At 71.6% G+C, this 19096-nt stretch carries 14 protein-coding genes; 2 read left to right on the forward strand and 12 right to left on the reverse strand.

Annotation, left to right across the window (positions count from 1 at the left end; genetic code table 11):
* Positions 1 to 79: 79 nt before the first annotated feature.
* The 10 genes from V6N00_RS15005 to glf all read right to left on the reverse strand — a co-directional run bounded on the left by V6N00_RS15005 (position 80) and on the right by glf (position 11352).
* Positions 80 to 1243 carry a glycosyltransferase family 4 protein gene (locus V6N00_RS15005; protein WP_334233542.1) on the reverse strand — a complete coding sequence of 388 codons (1164 nt, stop codon included), beginning with the start codon at positions 1241 to 1243 and terminating at the stop codon, positions 80 to 82.
* Positions 1240 to 2250 carry a Gfo/Idh/MocA family oxidoreductase gene (locus V6N00_RS15010; protein WP_334233544.1) on the reverse strand — a complete coding sequence of 337 codons (1011 nt, stop codon included), beginning with the start codon at positions 2248 to 2250 and terminating at the stop codon, positions 1240 to 1242. Before V6N00_RS15010 ends, V6N00_RS15005 begins: the two co-directional genes overlap by 4 nt.
* Entirely contained in the window at positions 2250 to 3341 is a 1092-nt protein-coding gene (locus V6N00_RS15015; RefSeq protein WP_334233546.1) for a DegT/DnrJ/EryC1/StrS family aminotransferase, read from the reverse strand. The genes V6N00_RS15010 and V6N00_RS15015 overlap by 1 nt, the downstream gene beginning before the upstream one ends.
* Positions 3338 to 3961, reverse strand: coding sequence for an acyltransferase (locus tag V6N00_RS15020; protein WP_334233548.1), 624 nt, complete (start codon positions 3959 to 3961; stop codon positions 3338 to 3340). Before V6N00_RS15020 ends, V6N00_RS15015 begins: the two co-directional genes overlap by 4 nt.
* A gap of 28 nt (positions 3962 to 3989) precedes the next feature.
* Positions 3990 to 4994: a glycosyltransferase family 2 protein gene (locus V6N00_RS15025; protein WP_334233550.1), complete on the reverse strand. Its 1005-nt coding sequence runs from the start codon at positions 4992 to 4994 to the stop codon at positions 3990 to 3992.
* On the reverse strand, positions 4991 to 6301 hold the full coding sequence (locus V6N00_RS15030) for a nucleotide sugar dehydrogenase (RefSeq protein WP_334233552.1): 1311 nt from the start codon (positions 6299 to 6301) through the stop codon (positions 4991 to 4993). The genes V6N00_RS15025 and V6N00_RS15030 overlap by 4 nt, the downstream gene beginning before the upstream one ends.
* Positions 6302 to 6473: 172 nt before the next feature.
* A complete protein-coding gene (locus V6N00_RS15035; protein ID WP_334233553.1) occupies positions 6474 to 7274 on the reverse strand; it encodes an ABC transporter ATP-binding protein in 801 nt (266 codons plus the stop codon).
* Complete coding sequence (locus V6N00_RS15040; RefSeq protein WP_334233555.1) at positions 7275 to 8132, reverse strand: ABC transporter permease; 858 nt, start codon at positions 8130 to 8132, stop codon at positions 7275 to 7277.
* Positions 8129 to 10168 carry a glycosyltransferase gene (locus V6N00_RS15045; RefSeq protein ID WP_334233557.1) on the reverse strand — a complete coding sequence of 680 codons (2040 nt, stop codon included), beginning with the start codon at positions 10166 to 10168 and terminating at the stop codon, positions 8129 to 8131. Before V6N00_RS15045 ends, V6N00_RS15040 begins: the two co-directional genes overlap by 4 nt.
* Complete coding sequence (glf, locus tag V6N00_RS15050) at positions 10165 to 11352, reverse strand: UDP-galactopyranose mutase (protein WP_334233559.1); 1188 nt, start codon at positions 11350 to 11352, stop codon at positions 10165 to 10167. Before glf ends, V6N00_RS15045 begins: the two co-directional genes overlap by 4 nt.
* Before the next feature lie 268 nt (positions 11353 to 11620).
* Between glf and V6N00_RS15055 the strand changes: the two genes are divergently transcribed.
* Positions 11621 to 16453 carry an FtsK/SpoIIIE domain-containing protein gene (locus V6N00_RS15055; protein WP_334233561.1) on the forward strand — a complete coding sequence of 1611 codons (4833 nt, stop codon included), beginning with the start codon at positions 11621 to 11623 and terminating at the stop codon, positions 16451 to 16453.
* On the opposite strand, the gene V6N00_RS15060 is transcribed toward V6N00_RS15055, so the two are convergent.
* Positions 16425 to 16904 carry a hypothetical protein gene (locus V6N00_RS15060; RefSeq protein WP_334233563.1) on the reverse strand — a complete coding sequence of 160 codons (480 nt, stop codon included), beginning with the start codon at positions 16902 to 16904 and terminating at the stop codon, positions 16425 to 16427. The two genes, V6N00_RS15055 and V6N00_RS15060, sit on opposite strands and share 29 nt — an antisense overlap.
* Before the next feature lie 272 nt (positions 16905 to 17176).
* On the opposite strand from V6N00_RS15060, the gene V6N00_RS15065 reads away from it, so the two are divergent.
* Positions 17177 to 17425 (forward strand): WhiB family transcriptional regulator, encoded by a 249-nt coding sequence (locus V6N00_RS15065; protein ID WP_076693750.1) that lies wholly within the window; start codon positions 17177 to 17179, stop codon positions 17423 to 17425.
* A gap of 156 nt (positions 17426 to 17581) precedes the next feature.
* Here the strand turns inward: V6N00_RS15065 and V6N00_RS15070 are convergent, their stop codons facing one another.
* Positions 17582 to 19096 (reverse strand): sensor histidine kinase, encoded by a 1515-nt coding sequence (locus V6N00_RS15070; protein WP_334233566.1) that lies wholly within the window; start codon positions 19094 to 19096, stop codon positions 17582 to 17584.

Genomic DNA, 19096 nt, shown 5'->3' on the forward strand with positions numbered 1-19096 from the left:
ACCGCCCTGAACGACCGACGGGCCGCCCCTCCTCGCGGAGGTGGCGGCCCGTCGGTGTTTCGTGCAGCTGTGTCGGCGCCTACCGGACGACGGCGAGCACCGCATCGGCGGCGTGCTCACCGGAGGCGGCGAGCGAGGCGTGGTCCCGCACCCACGCGAGGCGGTGCTCCCGCTCGGCGTCCGTGGAGGACGCCGTCAATCGTGCCTCGATCGCGGCCGCCACGGCCTCGGGCGTGTGGTCGACGGCGTCGCCGAGGTCGTTCCGCGCGACGACGGCGGCACCGGCGCCCTTGCCGGCGAAGATCACCGGGGTGCCGCAGGCGGCCGCCGCGTAGATCTTCGTCGGCTTGGCGAAGTCGTAGCCCTGGTCGGGCTTGATGCTCACGAGCGCGGCGCTGGCCCCGCTGATCCAGGCGGCAGCCTCGGCCGGCGGCACGACGCCGCCGAACACGACGTTCTCGGGGCACAGGCGGCCGGCCAGGTCCCGCAGGTGCGCCTCGTCCGAGCCCTGCCCGAAGAACCGCAGCCGCGCACGCGGGTGACGCCGGGCGACGATCGCCATGGCCTCGACGAACACGTCCGCGCCCTGCCACTCGGACATCGTGCCGGTGTAGACCACGTACGGGTCCTCCCCGGCGGCCGCGGGCGCGTCGGTGGGCCGGAACGTCCCGGTGTCGACGCCGTTGCCCACGACGGTGACCCGCTCGGCGGGCACCCCGAAGGACTGCACCTGCTCCCCGACGACGTCGGAGACCGCGATGACGGCGGCCGCGTGGCGCAGCACCCGGCCCTCGACGGCGCGCATGAGCGCGATCACCGGGGCCGGGACGGTCATGGCGGCCAGCGCCTCGGACCAGACGTCGGCCGCGTAGTACACGTACGGCCGGCGGCGCAGCCACGACGTCAGGGCGACGACCGCCCCCGTCGTGGGCGGCGGTTCGGAGACGACGACGTCGGCGTCCGTGAGCAGCAGCCGGAAGAACGCCGGGATGTCGTAGCTGAGGTACTGCACGTACCCGCGCACGTTGCCCCCGGCGTCGCGCAGCACCGGCCACCGGCGCACGCGTGCCGGCACGGCCGGGGCGACCAGTCCGCGCGGCGGCGTCGTCGTGAGCACCTGAACGTCCGCCCCGCGGCTGTCCAGCCCGGTGACGAGCGCCCGCAGGCGGAACGCGGCGGCGGCGACGTCCGGGACGAAGACCCGGCTGGCGACCACGACGCGACGGGCCGTGGTCCGGCTCACGAGGCGGTCAGCCTCTCCGTCTGCCCGGAGGCCGCGGACGCGATCATCGCCTCGGCGACACGCAGCGTGTTCAGGCCCTCCCGCATGGTCACGATGTCCGGGACGGAGCCGTGGGCCGTTCCCCGGATCGCGTCACGGAACGCCTCGTGCTCCACGCGCAGCGGCTCCCGCTTGGCGATGGCCAGGCGGGTCACGTTGCCCTCGGAGACGCCCCGGAAGTTGGACACCGCCTCCCACTCCGTCTTGACCGATCCGTTCTCGTAGTACGTCAGGTCCGCGGTGAGGGTGTCCGCGACGAACGCACCCCGCTCCCCCGTGACGACCGTGACGCGCTCCTTCATCGGGGAGAGCCAGTTGACGAGGTGGCTCGTCATGATGCCGTTCTCCAGCGTCCCGACGGCGGCGACCATGTCCTCGTACTGCCGGCCGGACTGCGTCGTGGTGCGCGCGCTGACCGAGGCGAACGGGGACTGGGCGAGCCACGCCGTCAGGTCGATGTCGTGCGTGCCGAGGTCCTTGACGACCCCGACGTCCGCGATCCGAGCCGGGAACGGGCCCTGGCGGCGGGTGGCGATCTGGTAGACCTGCCCCAGCTCGCCGGACTCGATCCGGGCCCGCAGGGACTGCAGGGCGGGGTTGAAGCGCTCGATGTGCCCGACTGCGCCGACGAGGCCGCGCGAGTCGAAGGCCTCGACGAGGCGCTCCCCCGCGGGCACGGACGAGGCGATGGGCTTCTCGACCATCACGTGCACGCCCGCCTCGGCCAGCGCGAGGCCGACCTCCTCGTGCAGGCCGGTGGGCACGGCGACGACGGCCATGTCGATGCCGGCCGCGATCAGCTCGTCGACCCCGCCGAGGACCGGCAGGGAGCCGGCCGCGCCGTGCGGGTCGCCGTACGCGTCGGCGACGGCCACGAGGTCCACGCCGTCGAGCTCGCGCAGCACGCGGGCGTGGTTGCGGCCCATCATGCCGAGCCCGATGAGGCCCGCGCGCAGGTTCGCCGCCATCAGGCGCCCGCCGCCGCGAGGGCGTTGACGGCCGTCACGATACGGTCCAGGTCCTCCGCGTCCAGCGACGGGTGCACCGGCAGGGACAGCACCTGGGCCGCCGCGATCTCGGTGTTGGGCAGGTCCTCGGTCCGGTGGAAGGACGGCAGGCGGTGGTTGGGCACCGGGTAGTACACGCCCGAGCCGATGTCGTACTGCTCGCGCAGGGCCTTCGCGAAGCCGTCCCGGTCCTCGGGCACCCGGATCGTGTACTGGTGGTAGACGTGCACGGCGCCGTCGGCGACGGCGGGCGTCGCCACGTTCTGCAGGTTCTCGGTCAGGTACGCGGCGTTGGACTGCCGGGTCTTCGTCCAGCCCTCGACCTTGGTCAGCTGCACGCGGCCGATGGCGGCGTGCAGGTTGGTCATGCGGGCGTTGAAGCCGACGAGCTCGTTCTCGTACTGCTTCTCCATGCCCTGGTTGCGCAGTAGGCGCAGCCGGCGCTCGACCTCCGGGTCCGCGGTGGAGACCATGCCGCCCTCACCGGACGTCATGTTCTTCGTCGGGTAGAGGCTGAACACGCCGAAGGTGCCGAAGGTGCCGACCTTCTGCCCGTGCAGGCTCGCGCCGTGCGCCTGGGCGGCGTCCTCGAACAGGGCGATGCCGCGCTCGTCGGCGAGGGCCTTGAGCTGGTCCGCCGCGAACGGGTGGCCGTACAGGTGGACGGGCATGATGCCCTTGGTCTTCTCGGTGATGAGCGAGGCCACGTGGTCGACGTCGAGGCCGTAGTGGTCCAGCTCGATGTCGGCGAAGACGGGGGTCGCGCCGGTCAGGGCGACCGAGTTGCCGGTGGCGGCGAAGGTGAAGGACGGGACGATGACCTCGTCGCCGGCGCCGATGCCGGCGGCGAGCAGACCCAGGTGCAGACCCGAGGTGCCCGAGTTGACGGCGACCGACGCGCGGCCGTCCAGGAGCACGTCGCTGAACTCCTGCTCGAAGGAGGCGACCTCGGCGCCCTGCGCCAGCATGCCGCTGACGAGGACCGCGTCCACGGCACGCCGCTCCTCCTCGCCCACGATGGGCCTGGCGGCGGGAATGAAGTCCTTGCTCATGCGTTCTCCTCCGACTCGGTGAGCTCGTCACCGTTCTGCACGTACGTTTCCCCGGTATCCGGGCACACCCAGAGACCGTCCTGCTCCCGCAGCGGGTGGCCGGCCTTGCCCACCCAGCCGATCCGGCGGGCCGGGACCCCGGCCATCAACGCGAACGCGGGCACGTCCTTGACCACCACGGCGCCGGCGGCGATCGTGGCCCACCGGCCGATCGTCACGGGCGCCACGCACACGCTGCGCGCGCCGATCGATGCCCCGTCCTGGATCGTGACGCCGACGGGCGTCCAGTCGTGGGCGCTCTTGAGCGAGCCGTCCGGGCTGATCGAGCGCGGGTAGGTGTCGTTGGTCAGTACCACCGCGGGTCCGATGAAGACGCCCCGGCCCAGCTCGGCCGGCTCGTAGACGAGCGCGTAGTTCTGGATCTTGGTGTTCTCCCCGATCCGCACCCCGGTGCCCACGTAGGCGCCGCGGCCCACGATGCAGTTGTCCCCGAGGACCGCGTCCTCGCGCACCTGCGCCAGGTGCCAGATCTTCGTGCCCGCCCCGAGCGTCGCGCGCTCGGAGACGTCGGCGCTGTCGACCACCTGGGCCGGTGGTCCGGCGATCTCGTTGTCGGTCACGTCAAGCTCCTTTCTTCACCGCTGCTGCTCATCGATTCGCCTGCCATCGCGGACCGGCGACGGACAGGTAGGTCATCTGACGGACTTCCTGACGCAGACGTCTCACCCCGTCCAGGAGGATTCCGACCATCAGGCTCAGGACGGCGATGACGACCAGCGACGACGCCAGGATCGCCGTGGGCATCCGCGGTACCGTCCCGGTGTGGACGAACTCCACCACCAGCGGGATGCCCAGGATGAGCGCCACCAGCAACCAGAGAAGACCGAACACCGCGTAGAAGAAGAACGGCCGCTCGTGGTGGAGAAGCTTCGCGATCATGCCGACGATGCGGAAACCGTCGTGGTAGGTGCGCAGCTTGCTCTCGGACCCGGCAGGCCGGTCCCGGAATCCGACCGGCACCTCCGTCTGCGGGGCGCGGGTCGCGATGGCGTGGATCGTGAGTTCCGTCTCGATCTCGAACGCACGGGAGTCGGCCGGAAAGGACTTGACGAACCGCCGGCTGAAGACGCGGTAGCCGGACAGCATGTCGTTGACCGGCCACCCGAAGATGCGACTCACGGTCTCGTTGAACGCGCGATTGCCCAGGGCGTGTCCCGGCCGGTAGGCGGACTCCGTCTGCTGACTCCGGACCCCCGTGACCTGGTCGTACGGTCCGTCCAGGAGCGTGCGGATCAGCTCCGGCGCGGCGGCGGCGTCGTACGTGTCGTCCCCGTCGATAAGCAGATAGACGTCGGCGTCCAGGTCCGCCATGGCGCGCCGGACGACGTTCCCCTTGCCCTTGCGGTCCTCCCGTCGCACCGTCGCCCCGGCCTCGCGGGCCACGCGAACGGTGTCGTCGGTGCTCGCGTTGTCGTAGACGAATACGTCCAGGCCGGGCACGGCGGCGCGGAGATCGGCCACGACTTTGGCGACCGCGGCCTCCTCGTTGTGGCACGGCACGATGGCGACCATGCGGGGCGGCGCGTCGACGGACGCGCGGGCCACTTCCGGCGGCGCGTCGACGTCCGCACGCCCGCCCATCCGGGTGCTCACTGGGACGCGTCCACCTCGGCCGGCCGGCCGATGACCCGGTAGGTCACGGACGGCCACGCCTTGGGCGAGGACACGCGGCGTCCGTCGATGAAGGTGCGGATGCCGGGCAGGTCCGCCGGCGCCAGGGTGCGGTAGTCGGCGTGGTCGGCCTGCACGACGGCGGCGTCGACGGGCTCGCCGAGGTGGTACGGCGTGAAGCCCAGCTTCTGCAGCTCCTCGTCGGTGTAGAGCGGGTCGTGCACGAGCGCGACGGCACCCCGCTCGGTCAGCGAGCGGACCGCGTCGAACACGCCGGAGAACGCGGTCTCCTTCACGCCGCCGCGGTAGGCGGCACCGAGGACGACGACGCGCTGGCCGGCCAGGTCGCCGTGCGCGCCCTCCAGGAGGCCGATCGTGAAGTCCGGCATGCCGGCGTTCGCGTCACGAGCGGCGCGCACGACCGTGGCGTCCGGGTCGTTCCACAGGTAGAGGCGCGGGTACACCGGGATGCAGTGGCCACCGACGGCGATGCCCGGCTGGTGGATGTGGCTGTAGGGCTGCGAGTTGGACGCCTCGATGACGTTGTAGACGTCGATGCCGTTCTGGCCCGCGTACCGGGCGAACTGGTTGGCCAGGCCGATGTTGACGTCGCGGTACGTGGTCTCGGCCAGCTTCGCGAGCTCGGAGGCCTCCGCGGAGCCGAGGTCCCACACGCCGTTGGTACGCGGCAGGTCGGCGCGCTCGTCGAAGTCGAGCACCGCCTCGTAGAACTCCTTCGCCTTCGCCGCGCCGGCCTCGCTCAGGCCGCCGATCAGCTTGGGGTACTTGCGCAGGTCCTCGAAGACCCGGCCGGTGAGCACCCGCTCGGGCGAGAACACGAGGTGGAAGTCGGTGCCCTCGGTCAGGCCCGAGATCTCCTCGAGCATGGGCTTCCACCGGGTCCGGGTGGTGCCGACGGGCAGCGTCGTCTCGTAGGAGACGAGGGTGCCGGGGGTCAGGTGCTCGGCCAGGGAGCGCGTCGCGTCGTCCATCCAGCCGAAGTCGGGGCGGGCCTGGTCGTCGACGAACAGCGGCACCACGAGCACGACGGCGTCGGCACCGGGAACGGCCTGCGCGTAGTCGGTCGTGGCGGTCAGCCGGCCGGCCGGGACGAGCTCGGACAGCTTCTCCTGAAGGTGCGCCTCGCCGGGGAACGGCTCCCGGCCCGCGTTGACCAGGTCCACGACCGTCGGGTTCACGTCGACGCCGACGACGTCGTGACCCTTCGAGGCGAACTGGACGGCCAGCGGAAGGCCGATCTTCCCCAGAGCGATGACTGCAATCTTCACGTAACGGCCTACCTGTCTCCCGCGTTCTTCGGTCTCGGGCGCCCGCGGAAATCCGCGCAGAGCCCCGGTCAATGGTAGCCGCCGGGGCCGGCGTGCGCGGTCTGCGACGCGGGCGCCTCCGCGCCGCCGGTGGGCGGCGCGGGTGTGGTCACCGGGTCGCCCCGGCGACCGTTCAGTCCTCGCCGCGCAGCCGCTTGATGGCGTTCTCGACGGGACCGTCGAGGACCTTGCGGCCGTGCTCGAGGAGGATGCCGCGGTCGCACAGCTGCGCGACCTTGTCCAGTTCGTGGCTGACGACGACGAGGGTGCGTCCCTGGTCGACCATCTCGGAGATCCGCTCCATGCACTTCTTCTGGAACGGCTCGTCGCCGACGGCGAGGATCTCGTCGACGAGGAAGACGTCCGGCGTCGTGTGGATCGCCACGGCGAACGCGAGCCGGAGGTACATGCCCGAGGAGTAGAACTTCACCTCGGTGTCGATGAACTGCTCGATCTCGGAGAACGCGACGATGTCGTCGAACTTGTCCTCGATCTCCTGCTGCGTCATCCCGAGGATGGCGCCGTTGAGGTACACGTTGTCCCGGCCGGTGAGGTCCGGGTGGAAACCGGCGCCGACCTCGATCAGCCCGGCCACGCGACCCCGGGTGGCGACGTCGCCCTCGTCGGGCCGCATGACACCGGAGATCAGCTTCAGCAGGGTGGACTTGCCGGACCCGTTGAGTCCGAGCAGCGCCACCGACTCGCCCTGCCGGACGTCGAAGCTGACGTCGTCGAGCGCCTTGAAACGCTCGGAGAGGTCACCGCGGCGGCCCTTGACCAGCCAGACGAAGGCTTCCTTCATCGACCGGGTGTGCCGCAACACGAACTTCTTGGTCACGTTCTTCGCGACGATGACGAGGTCGTCGTCCGAGCCGGCGCCCGGCGATGCGGCCGAGGCCCCCGACGGCGTCGTGAGGCGGTTCTGGCTCTTCATTCACAGCTCCTGGGCAAAGTGACCTTCCAGCTTCCGGAAGGCGAGATCTCCGACGACGAGGACGAGCACGCTGATCACGACGGCGATCGGCGTCCACTGCGTGAGCAGGTGCGGCGGGATGTCCGTCGCCCCGTCGGTGGTCGGCAGCCAGAACGCGTAGTGGAACAGCTCGACGGCCACGGTGATCGGGTTGGACATGTAGATCGGGAACACCCAGGCGGGCAGTTCCTTCTGCACCATCGTCCAGACGTACAGCACCGGGGAGAGCCAGGTGGCGACCATGGTGATCAGGTCGACGATGTTCTCCGAGTCCCGGAAGAACACGTTGGCCACGCCGAACAGCAGACCGAGGCCGGCCGAGAGCAGGACCATGATGACCATGCCGACGATGATCGAGCCGATCTGCAGCAGGCCCGGGTGCCAGCCGACCGCGAAGCACGCGATCAGCAGGATGAGCAGCTGCGGCAGGAAGTGGATCAGGGCGACCCACACGGTGGAGACCGAGAACAGCTCGCGGGGCAGGTAGATCTTCTTGATCAGCGCCCCGTTGGCCACCATCGCCCGGGCGCCGTTGCCGAACGCCTCGCCGAAGAAGTTGATCAGCACGATGCCCGAGAACAGGTACACGGGGTAGTTCGCCATGCCCTTGTTCAGCCCGAGGAACACGCCCAGGGCCAGGTAGAACACGAGGAACTGCACGCCCGGCTTGATGTAGGACCACACGAGGCCCAGCACCGAGCCGCGGTAGCGGACCTGGATCTCCTTGTTGACCAGCAGCCGCAGCAGGTAGGCGTGGCGGAAGACGTCGGCCAGGCCGCGCCCCTGCCCCGGCCGGACCAGCGGGTCGAGCGCGGTCACCGCCGCACCTCGCCCTCCGTGTAGGCGGCGAAGGTCTCCGCCCAGGCGTCGATCGAGGCGATCCGGGCCGCGGCCTCACGGTACTGCCGGCGCAGCCGGGGCCACTCGCGCAGCAGCTGCGCGTGCAGCGCCGCCGAGCGGGTCAGCTGCTGGCGCAGCTCCGCAGGGTCGCGCCGGTACCAGGAGACCCCGGTGCCCTCGGCGTTGGAGACCAGCGCCGAGTCGTACTGCGAGATGCGCCACCACTTGTTGTCCTGGTGCGCGATGTGCGCCTGCGGGCGCTCCTTCGCGGACTCCGAGACCGGGGAGAGCAGCTGCCGGGTCACCGTCTTCGCGGCCCACGGGACCAGCTTCGAGTACCCCGGGGCGGAGAAGCCGCGACCGTGCCGCGGGGGCTTCTCCACGTGCGGGGCCGGGTACTTCTCGACGTCGGGCGCGAGCTGCGCGTCCGGGTACTCGCTCGTCATCCCCCGGATCTGCTTGATGCGCTCGGGCAGGATGCGGTGCAGCTGGTCCGGCCCGGCGAGCACGTCCTCCAGCGCCATCGCCCGGCCGGCCGCCGTGTAGTACTGCATCGAGATCAAGTGCTTGATGTCGGCGTAGCCGGACTCGCGCAGCACCTTCCCGCCCCGCTCGTACGGGGAGTGGATGAGCGCGGAGATGAGCCGGTTGCGGATGTGGAAGTACGCCTGCCAGCCGACGAGGTCGTCCTTGTCGATCCAGGAGACGTGCCACACGGCGGCGCCGGGCAGCGACACCGTCGGGTAGCCGGCCTTCTTGGCGCGCAGGCCGTACTCGGCGTCGTCCCACTTGATGAACACCGGCAGGGACAGGCCGAGCTCGCGGATCACGCTGGTGGGGATCAAGTCCATCCACCAGCCGTTGTAGTCGACGTCAACGCGGCGGTGCAGCCACGGGGTGTTCCGCAGCGTGAACCGCTCGAGGTCGTGGCCGAGCACCTGCTCGGGCACCGGCTGGTCCGGCTGGAAGCGCCACGGGTTGACGACCTCGCCGAACGTGTGGAGCACGGTGCGGTTGTACAGGTCGAACATGTGGCCGCCGACGATGGTCGGCTTCCGGCACCGGTCGGCGAAGATCAGGAGCCGGCTGATGGACGCCGGTTCGATGACGACGTCGTCGTCGAGCAGCAGCGCGTAGTCGCTGCCGTTCTGCACGGCCTCGTACATGCCGCGGGAGAACCCGCCGGAACCGCCCAGGTTGGCCTGGTTGATGATGCGCAGCTTGCCCGGCAGGCGGGCGGCGACGGTCTCGAAGTCGGGGTGGTCCGCGACCTTGGACGAGCCCTGGTCCACGATGAGGATCTCCTGCAGCAGCTCCAGCGCCTCGGGGCTGTCGGCGAGCAGGCGCAGGTTGTCCAGGCAGTAGGACACCTTGTTCATCGTGGTGATCTGCAGGGTGATCCGGCCGGGCGTGTGCCCGTCGTCGACACCCTGCCAGCCGGCCTCCTCGAGGACGAGCGACTCGTTGCCGGCCACCAGGTCGAACCAGTACCAGCCGCCGTCGCCGAACGGCGCCAGCGGCAGGTCGAACACGGTGTCCGCGGGGCCGCTCACGCGGGTCGAGTCCACGCGCTGCAGGGAGCCGCGGGCGTTGGACTTGTAGACGATGATCGTGCCGGTGCCGCGGGTGCGTACGGAGAGCCGGACCGCCTCGACCGTGGTCCAGCGCCGCCAGTAGGAGGCGGGGAACGCGTTGAAGTAGGTTGCGAAGGAGATGCGGTTGCCGGCACGCACCGTCGTGGCGGTGCGGCTGATGAAGTCCTCGGCGTGGGCGGTGCCGCCGCTGCTGGAGACGGGCACCGAACGGTCCACGCCGCGGGAGTCCTCGGCCGAGCCGTCCATCGTGGACAGCTGGGCGCCCGCGGCGCTGCCGATGTCCACGTAGAGCGGGATGGTGTCCATCTGCGCCGCGGTCGGCAGGATCACCCGCTGCAGCGTCGTGTAGCGTGCCTCGCTGCCGGTTCCGGTGGCGGTGCCGTCGGCCGGCTGGTTGGTACTCGTCGCGTCGGCGCTCATTCGTCCACTCCCCCGCTGACCAGCGGCTGCCCGCCACTGAAGTGCGGCTTGATCTTGTTCTCGTACATGGTCAGCGCGGAGCCGATCGCCATGTGCATGTCCAGGTACTTGTAGGTGCCGAGGCGGCCGCCGAACAGCACCGACTTCTCGCCGCGGGCGAGGTCGCGGTACGCCAGGAGCTTGGCGCGGTCGTCGGCCGTGTTGATCGGGTAGTAGGGCTCGTCGCCCTTCTCCGCGAACCGCGAGTACTCCCGCATGATGACGGTCGCGTCCTTGGTGTAGGCCCGCTCCGGGTGGAAGTGCCGGAACTCGTGGATGCGGGTGAACGGCACGTCCTCGTCCGGGTAGTTCATGACCGGGGTGCCCTGGAAGTCCTCCATGTCCAGGACCTCCTCCTCGAGGTCGATGGTCCGCCACGACAGGTCGCCCTCGGCGTAGCCGAAGTAGCGGTCCACGGGACCGGTGTAGACGACGGGCACCTGGCCGAGTACCGCGTTGCGGCCCAGCTCGTGCTGCTCGTCGAAGAAGTCGGTGTTCAGGTGGACCTCGATGTTCGGGTGGTCCGCCATCCGCTCGATCCACGCGGTGTAGCCGTCGACCGGCAGGCCCTCGTGCGTGTCGTTGAAGTAGCGGTTGTCGTACGTGTAGCGCACGGGCAGCCGGGAGATGATGTCCGCCGGCAGGTCCTTGGGGTCCGTCTGCCACTGTTTGCCCGTGTAGTACTTGATGAACGCCTCGTAGAGGGGGCGGCCGATCAGCTGGATGCCCTTGTCGTTCAGGTTCTGCGGGTCGGTCCCGGCAAGCTCGCCGGCCTGCTCCCGGATCAGCTCGCGGGCCTCGGCGGGGCCGTAGGCGGAGCGGAAGAACTGGTTGATGGTGCCGAGGTTGATCGGCATCGGGAAGACCTCGCCCTGATGGCGCGTGTAGACGCGGTGCACGTAGGACGTGAAGGCGGTGAACCGGTTGACGTACTCCCACACCCGCTCGTTGGAGGTGTGGAAAAGGTGCGCGCCGTAGCGGTGCACCTCGATGCCGGTCTTCTCCTCGTTCTCGCTGTACGCGTTGCCGCCGATGTGATGCCGCCGATCCAGCACCGCCACCTTCAACCCGAGTTCCTCCGCGGCTCGCTCGGCCACGGTCAGGCCGAAGAAGCCCGAGCCGACGACGACAAGATCAGCTTTCACCAACACTCCTGGAGATCGAGGAATCCGGGCGCGCGCAGGACGCCGCCCGGGAAGCACCGCCCCAAGATTACCCGACGGGTAGCCGCTGACGGCCGGGAACGCGGGGCAGGACGGCGTGCCGCACCGCCGACGGCGGGGGCCTCACCGGGCGGTTCTCCCTCCACACGGGGCGGCGCCCGTCCGGTTGTGCACATCGTCACGCCGAAGCCGCCCGGGCGCGGTGCGCCCGTCCTAGCGTCGAGCCGACGACGTGGGGACGGAGGACGACGTGCGGGTACAGATCGTGCTGGTGCACGGGCCGGGGGCCGGCGGCAGGGGTGCGGTGGAGGGTGCTCCCGGCTTTCAGGTCGGAGCGGCCGAGTTCGGGGCGGCCCGGGCCGGGGTGGCAGCCGGTGCCGACGACGGCGGTACGGCGAGCGCGCTCGAATGCCGGTGCAGCACCCCGGTGGTCCACCTGGTCGCGGACCTGCCCGACGAGCACCCTCCGCTACCCGCCGCAGCAGCGGAGCAGGAGGGCGGCCGGTCCGCGCCGACCGGCCCGGGTGCCGTTCTCGCCGCCCTGCTGCGCAAGGAGTGTGGCCGGGACGACGGTGCGGTCGCCGGCGTGCCCCTGGAGCGGATCCGCGTCCTGCCGCCGACCGGGACGCTCGTCGTCCGCGTCGGTGTCGGAGCACCACCGCCGGGTCCCGAGAGCGTTCATGCCATGCGTCCCGGCCCACGGGACCTCGCGGCGGGACTCGTGCTCGGCGTGGTCGGCGGCGCGGGAGCCGGCACGCTGCTGGCGCTCCACCGGGGCCGCCACACGATCGGGCGCTCCGGGGCGGACCTCGTGATCGACGACCCGTCCGTCTCACGCTGCCACGCCGTGCTCGACGTCCTGCCGGACCGCGTCCTGCTCACCGATGCGGGGTCGACCAACGGGCTCACCGTGGACGGTCATCCGCGAGCGCAGGCCGTGATCACCGTGGACTCCCGGATCGTCGTGGGGTCGGTTCCGCTCCGGTTGCTCGCCACCGACCGGCCGCTGCCGGCGCATCCGACGGTCACCGCGCTGCCGGCCGTCGCGGCCCCACCCGTCGTGCCCCCGGCGCCAGGTGGCCGGGGTGCGTCACCGTCCCTGCTGGTCCTCTCGGCGGTTCTGCCGCTGCTCATCGGGATCGTCCTCGCGATCACCACCGGGTCCTGGCTCCTGCTGGGATTGTCCGCGATGTCGGTTCCGGTGAGTGTGGTGCCGGCGTGGACGACGTTCCGTGCAGCACGGGACGCGAGACGGCACGGTTCCGCCGCGAACGACGGTGCGGGTGGGCGCCAGGCGCGGCGGGGAGGACGTCCGACGGAGGCGGCCCATGACGAGGGCACCGCCGTGCCGGACCTGGCGCTGCAGGCGCTCGCGGCCCGCCGGCACGCCGGCGGCGGTCCCGGGCTATGCGCCGCGTTCGACGGCGACCGTGGCGCTCGCGACGGCCCCCAGATCCGGGCGGACGGCGACCATGAGTACCCGCCTGGCGCGCCCGACTTTCTCGGGCGGGAGACGTCCCCTGGACCGACGGCGGGACCAGCGGTGGCGCTCGGGCCGGGGCCGTCGCCGACCGTGGCGGCCCTCCTGCGTCTCGGTCTCGCGCCGACGGCCGCCGACCCGGTCGGCCGTCGGGGCGGACGCGGCCACGGTCGTCGCTCCGCGCACCGGGCCGCACGCAGAGCCCTCCGCCTCCCCGGATCGCGAGCCACGCCCCTGCCGCCCGCCCGGGCGGTCCTCCTCGACCTGGCCGCGTGCCGACGCACCGAGGTCACCGGGCCGGCCGGCCAGGTGGCCGGCCTGCTGCGATCGGTCCTGACGCAGCTCGCGGGCCTGGATCCGGTTCCCCGGGTGCACCTGTGCGCCGATCCGGAGATCACCGTGCACGCCAGGCTGCTGCCGTTCGTCACCGTCCTCTCCCCCGCCCTGCAGGAGGTGAGCCGACGCCGGGACGGCGGCGCCTCGGCGTCGGAGGATCGCGGCAGCATCGATACCGGTGCTGGCGCGGTTCTTGACCCGGATGTGCTCATCGTGGACCTGGACCGACTCGACCCCTGGGGGCGGATCGCACTCGAGCGTCTTCTCCGCGATCCGCCGCCTGCGCTCTGGCTGCTGCGCGCATCGGCGAGCGCTGCCGACGGCGCAGCCCCGCCACCCGGTCGCGCCGTCGTCCGGCTCGGCGTGACGACGACGACCCGCTCGAACCCGACGGGTTCGACGGGTTCGACGCCTGGACCGTCGAGCCCTGGTCAGTCGAGGCACGGCGTCTTGAGGCAGGGTGTACCGAAGCTGGATGTATCGCTGCGTGGCAGTCCTCAGCCGGCCGGCGAGACTCTGTCCTCGTCGACACGCTCCTCGTCGGCACCGGCCTCGTCGACACGGTCGTCCAAGCGGCACCGCGGTCCGCTGCGGGCCTGGTCGAGTCGGGTCTCGGAGTCGCTCTCGGACCGGACGTCGGAGCCGCTCTCGGCTCGTCACGTCCTCCGGCGGATCGCCGGCTCACGATCGGTCACCGTGCACGCCGGCACGGTGCCGTACCCTGCGGGCCCGACCGGCTCGAGCGGCACGGCATGGCTCGTCACAGCGCAGGAGCACCGCCCGTTCCTCCCCGACCTGATGCCGTCCGCAGCCTTCGAGCGTCTCTGTCTGTGGCGAGCGAGCTCGTCGCACCCGGCTGCCGTCGCCCGGTCCCCGACCGCGCTGCCGGCCCGCTGCTCCGCCGACGCGGTGGCACGGAGTGCGCAGCGGCAGATCGCCGTGGCCCGGCTGCCGTGCGTCCTCGGCGTCACCGCGGACGGCCCGCTCGTCATCGACCTCGCCGCAGACGGCCCACACGTGTTGATCGCCGGCACGACCGGTGCGGGCAAGTCCGAGCTGCTGCGCACCCTCATTTCGTCACTGACCCGGGAACGCACCCCGGACCAGCTCGGCCTCGTGCTCATCGACTTCAAGGGCGGGACCGCCCTCGCCCCCCTCGCCGCCCTCCCGCACTGCGACGCGCTGATCACCGACCTGGATGGTGGCCTGGAGCGCGCGCTCGCCTCCGTGCGCGCCGAACTCCGACGACGCGAGGCCCTCCTGCGTCGGTGGAACGCCGACAGCGTCGACGACCCGGCCATCCCGGTCGACGCCGCACCGGGGCGGGTCGTGATCGTCATCGACGAATTCCGTGTCATGGTCGACGACCATCCCGAAGGGCTGGCCCAGCTCGTGCGGCTCGCGGCGCAGGGCCGGTCTCTCGGCCTGCACCTGGTGATGGCGACGCAGCGGCCACGGGGTGCGATCAACGGTGACATCCGCGCCAACACCGCCATCCGGATCGCCCTGCGCACCCAGTCGGCCGACGAGTCGTTCGATGTGCTCGGCTCACCGGTCGCCGCCGCACTCCCGGCGCGCCTTCCGGGGCGGGGCTGGATCAGCGTCGGTGACCACGACCCGGTTCTCTTCCAGACGGCGAGCACCGCCGCGCAGGACCGATCGCCCGGCCCGAGGATCGCCGACTGGACCGGGGAAGTGATCCCGGCGGACGCCTGGCTCGGCCTTCCCGGGTCGCCCGAGCAAGCCGTCGCGCTCCCGAACCCGACGGGCGCCCGACGGCGGCGTGTGATCGCTCCGCCGCTGCCCTCCGCCCTGACCGGCTCGGACGTCGTCCTCCTCGCCGACCCGTGCACCGCGCCCGGGCCCGGTCCGCTCGCCGCCGTCGACCGGCCGGACGACCAACGGCTCCAGCCCTGGTTCCACCTGCCCGGCATCGACCCGCACCTCGCGGTGCTCGGCGAGGACAGGCCGGCGGTCGACGACGTCGTGCGGCGCGTGCTCGCGGCCACCGCCACCGGGGTGCGCTGCTATCTGCTCGACGCGACCGGTGCCCTCGACGGCGTGCTGCCCGCGGACGGCATCGGGGCGCGGGTCGCGACGTGCGAGCCGCAGCGCGCTGTCCGCGTGCTCGAGCGCCTGGCTCGGACCCTCGACGCGCGGACGTCGGCGCGGTTCACCGCGGCCCGACGCGACACCGGCGAGGAGCGCGAGGCCTCGACCACGCCCCTGCTGCTCGTCGTCCACGACTGGGCGGCGTGGAGCGCCGTCTTCCGCGCGCAGCCGTGGTCCGGTGGGGAGGAGCTGGTGCTTCGCCTGGCCGCCGCCTCGTCGACGGCGGGACTCGGGCTGGTCGTCAGCGGTGGCCGCGACCTGCTGGGGAGCCGGCTGCTCGCAGGTCTGGCCCGGCGGGTGTACGTGCCCGGGTCCACAGACCCCCTCGCCGTCGCGGAATGGCCGCGGCTGCCCCGCGTCGAACCCGTCCCTGGGCGCGTCGTCGTCGAAGCGCCCGACGTCGGTCCGGCTCCGGCCCGGGCCCAGCTGATCGTTCCGCCGCGGCCGGAGGCGATCACCGCGCCCCCGGACCGGGGCGGCCCGACGCGCGACGGCCCCGTGATGCGGCCGTTGCCGACCAGGGTGTCACTCGCTCACCTGGCGCGATGGCGGAAGCCGGAGCAGGAGCACGGTCCGGCCGTGGCGAGCACCGGCCGGTCGGCCGGATGGTCGCTGCTGGTCGGCGTCGGGGGTGACGGCGACGAATCGCAGCGACTTCCCGCGACCCCGGGTCGCGTCCTGCCGGTGGTCGGCGCCCCGGGATCGGGCCGCAGCACACTCCTCCGCGCCCTCGTCGCGCTCAACGAGGACACGCTCTGGACCGGCTCGTGGCCCGGTGTCGGGACCGACCGGTCGCTGCAGGAGTCGCCGCCGTCGGTGCTGCTCCTCGACGACGCGGACACCGCCGACCCGGTCACCGTGCAGCGACTGACGGCGTTCTTGGCCGCGGGCCACGCGGCGATCGTGGCCGTGGCGACGTCCACCGCACTGGCGCACCGGCTGCCGCTGATCTCCGTGGCACTGATGGAGCGCCGCTTCGTGGTGGTCGGCATGGACGACCCGGCCACGCTGCTGCCGCTGGGATTGCGGCTTCCGGTCGACCCGACCACGGTGCCGGGCCGGGCGGTGTGGGTGGACGGCGCCGGCCGCCACCCGTTCCAGGTGGCCGACGCCCCGGCCGACCCGTTCAGCCGGCCGTCGGAGCGGGGGTGGTGAAGGCGACGACGTCGCGACGGAAGAGCAGATAGATGACGACCAGCGCCGGCACACCGAGCAGCAGGGCCCAGGCCCAGAACCCGCCGGTGAGCGTCGGGATCGCGATCGCGAAGAGGAAGAACTGCCACACCAGCACAGCGGCGCGAGCCCACCGACGGCCACGGGTCAACGCTACCGCGCTGACCGCCTGCCAGACCGCGACGAGCACGAGGAGGACGAGCGTGAAGACCGCACCGCCGACCGAGGCGGCCGGGGACGAGACCAGCTCCACCGCGTACCAGATCGCCACCGCGAGCAACCCGATCACCTCGAGGAGCACCAGGGCACCCAGCACCAGGACGGCGGAGGGTCGGGAATCGCGGGCGACCGCGCGCCGTTGATCCGTGGTGTCGAAAGGGGACGGCCGTCCGCCGTCGCCGGTGGTGTCGTCGGCCGGTCGGTTCTCAGTCATGGGGCTCCGTCCTCACCCGGGCAGCCTAGTCCGGCGGCCGCTTAAGGCCGCGCACAGGGGCTCCGTCAGGGCAAGGGGATACGTTGTGATCTTTTTCTCAGCGCTGTGGCGAATGTCCGACACATGACCTCTTGTTTGCCAAAACGTTGCATGTCAGGCTTGAACGAGCCGTGAACGTCGACCCCAACCCCGGGTCCGTTTGACTGATTGTTCTCTGGTGACTGTGAGCCCTCTGGTCGATTCCAGTCACCGCGCAAAGGAGTTGTATCACCATGGATTGGCGTAGTCGTGCCGCGTGCCTCGAACGCGACCCCGAGCTGTTCTTCCCGGTCGGCAACACCGGCCCGGCCCTCCTGCAGATCGAGGAGGCCAAGAGCGTCTGCCGGCGTTGCCCGGTGATGGACACCTGCCTGCAGTGGGCCATCGAGACCGGTCAGGACGCCGGTGTCTGGGGTGGCATGAGCGAGGACGAGCGCCGCGCCATGAAGCGTCGCGCCGCCCGCGCCCGCCGCGCCAGCTGACCGTCCGCAACAGACACAGATCTTCCCCAACAGACGCTGACCGTCCGCAACAGACACAGACCTTCCGCACCAGACACCGATGGCCCGCACCCCGGAAGGGTGCGGGCCATCGGCGTCTGAAAGACCGGGCGACGGACGACCCGGCAGGGCTGCTCCTCAGTCGACCTCGGTGGCGCTGCGCATCGGGATCGTGACCCGCACCAGGGTGCCGCCGTCCGGCCGCGGCTCCCAGCCGATGGTGCCGGCCAGTTCACTGCCGACGAGGGTCCGCACGATCTGCATGCCCAGTCCCTCGTGCTCCGGCTCGTACACCGGGGCACCCCCGGCGACGCCCGGCCGTGCGGCCAGGCCGACGCCGTCGTCCTCGACCGTCACGGTCAGCTCCTGCGGCTGCTCCTCCGACGGCGTGCGGCATGCGGAGACCGTCACCGTGCCGGAGCTGTCCCGCAGGCCGTGCTCGACGGCGTTCGTCACGAGCTCGTTGATGACGAGTGCGAGCGGAGTGGCCGCGTCGCTGCGCAGTTCCCCGAACCGGCCGACCAGGGACGTGCGGACCTCCTGACCCGGGGACGCCACCTCCGCGGCGAGCCGGATCTGCCGCCCGATCAACTCGTCGAAGTCGACGTTCTGTGCCAGGCCCTGCGAGAGCGTCTCGTGCACGAGGGCGATGGTCGCCACCCGGCGCATCGCCTGCTCGAGGCCCTGCCGGCCCTCCTCGGACTTCATCCGGCGGGACTGCATGCGCAGCAGCGCGGCGACGGTCTGCAGGTTGTTCTTCACCCGGTGGTGGATCTCCCGGATGGTCGCGTCCTTCGACACGAGCTCCATGTCCCGGCGCCGCAGCTCCGAGACGTCCCGGCACAGCACCAGGGCCCCGAACCGGTCGTCGCTGTCCCGCAGCGGGATGGCCCGCAGCGTCAGGCTCACGCCGCGGCTCTCGACCTCGGTGCGCCACGGCATCCGGCCGGTCAGCACGAGCGGGAGGGTCTCGTCGACCAGCCGCTGGTCGCGCAGCAGGGACGTCGTCACCCGGGCGAGCGACTGGCCCTCGAGCGAGTCGAGCTCCCCCAGCCGCCGGAACGCGGACACCGCGTTCGGGCTCGCGTACTGGACGGTGCCCTCGACGTCGAGCCGGATCAGCCCGTCCCCGACGCGGGGGGCGCCCCGCCGCGTGCTCGTCGGCGTCGCGAAGTCCGGCCACAGCCCCAGTGTGCACATCCGCAGCAGGTCGAACGCGCACTGGCGGTACGTGATCTCCAGCCGGGACGGCAACCGCGCGGTCGACAGGTCGAGGTGGCTGGTGATGACGGCCAGCGTACGGCCGTTGCGCACCATCGGCACCGCCTCGACCTGCGTACCGTGCTCGTCCGCCCAGTCCGTGGTGGAGCTGCGCTCGATCTGCCGACTCGCCTCGGCCCGCGCGACGAGCGGGGCCAGGTCGTCCGGGACCTGCTCCCCCACCGGGTCGGTGTGGAACACCGTGTGCGAGGTGGACGGGCGGACGTGCGCGACGGCCGTGTACCCACCGTCCCCATCGGTGAACCAGAGCACCAGGTCCGCGAACGCGAGGTCCGCGACGAGCTGCCAGTCCCCGACCAGCAGATGCAACCATTCGGCGTCGCCCGGACCGAAGTCCGCGCGTCTGGTCATGGGGTCGGTGAAGATGGCCAT

It is taken from the genome of Tersicoccus mangrovi (assembly GCF_036881825.1).
Lineage (GTDB): Bacteria > Actinomycetota > Actinomycetes > Actinomycetales > Micrococcaceae > Tersicoccus > Tersicoccus mangrovi.

Bases quoted from the DNA above. Each gene is read 5' to 3' on its own strand.
- V6N00_RS15010 (WP_334233544.1), bottom strand. From the start codon at position 2,250: ATGGCGGCGAACCTGCGCGCGGGCCTCATCGGGCTCGGCATGATGGGC.
- V6N00_RS15015 (WP_334233546.1), bottom strand. From the start codon at position 3,341: ATGAGCAAGGACTTCATTCCCGCCGCCAGGCCCATCGTGGGCGAGGAG.
- V6N00_RS15035 (WP_334233553.1), bottom strand. From the start codon at position 7,274: ATGAAGAGCCAGAACCGCCTCACGACGCCGTCGGGGGCCTCGGCCGCA.
- V6N00_RS15045 (WP_334233557.1), bottom strand. From the start codon at position 10,168: ATGAGCGCCGACGCGACGAGTACCAACCAGCCGGCCGACGGCACCGCC.
- V6N00_RS15060 (WP_334233563.1), bottom strand. From the start codon at position 16,904: ATGACTGAGAACCGACCGGCCGACGACACCACCGGCGACGGCGGACGG.
- V6N00_RS15065 (WP_076693750.1), top strand. From the start codon at position 17,177: ATGGATTGGCGTAGTCGTGCCGCGTGCCTCGAACGCGACCCCGAGCTG.
- V6N00_RS15070 (WP_334233566.1), bottom strand. From the start codon at position 19,096: ATGGCCATCTTCACCGACCCCATGACCAGACGCGCGGACTTCGGTCCG.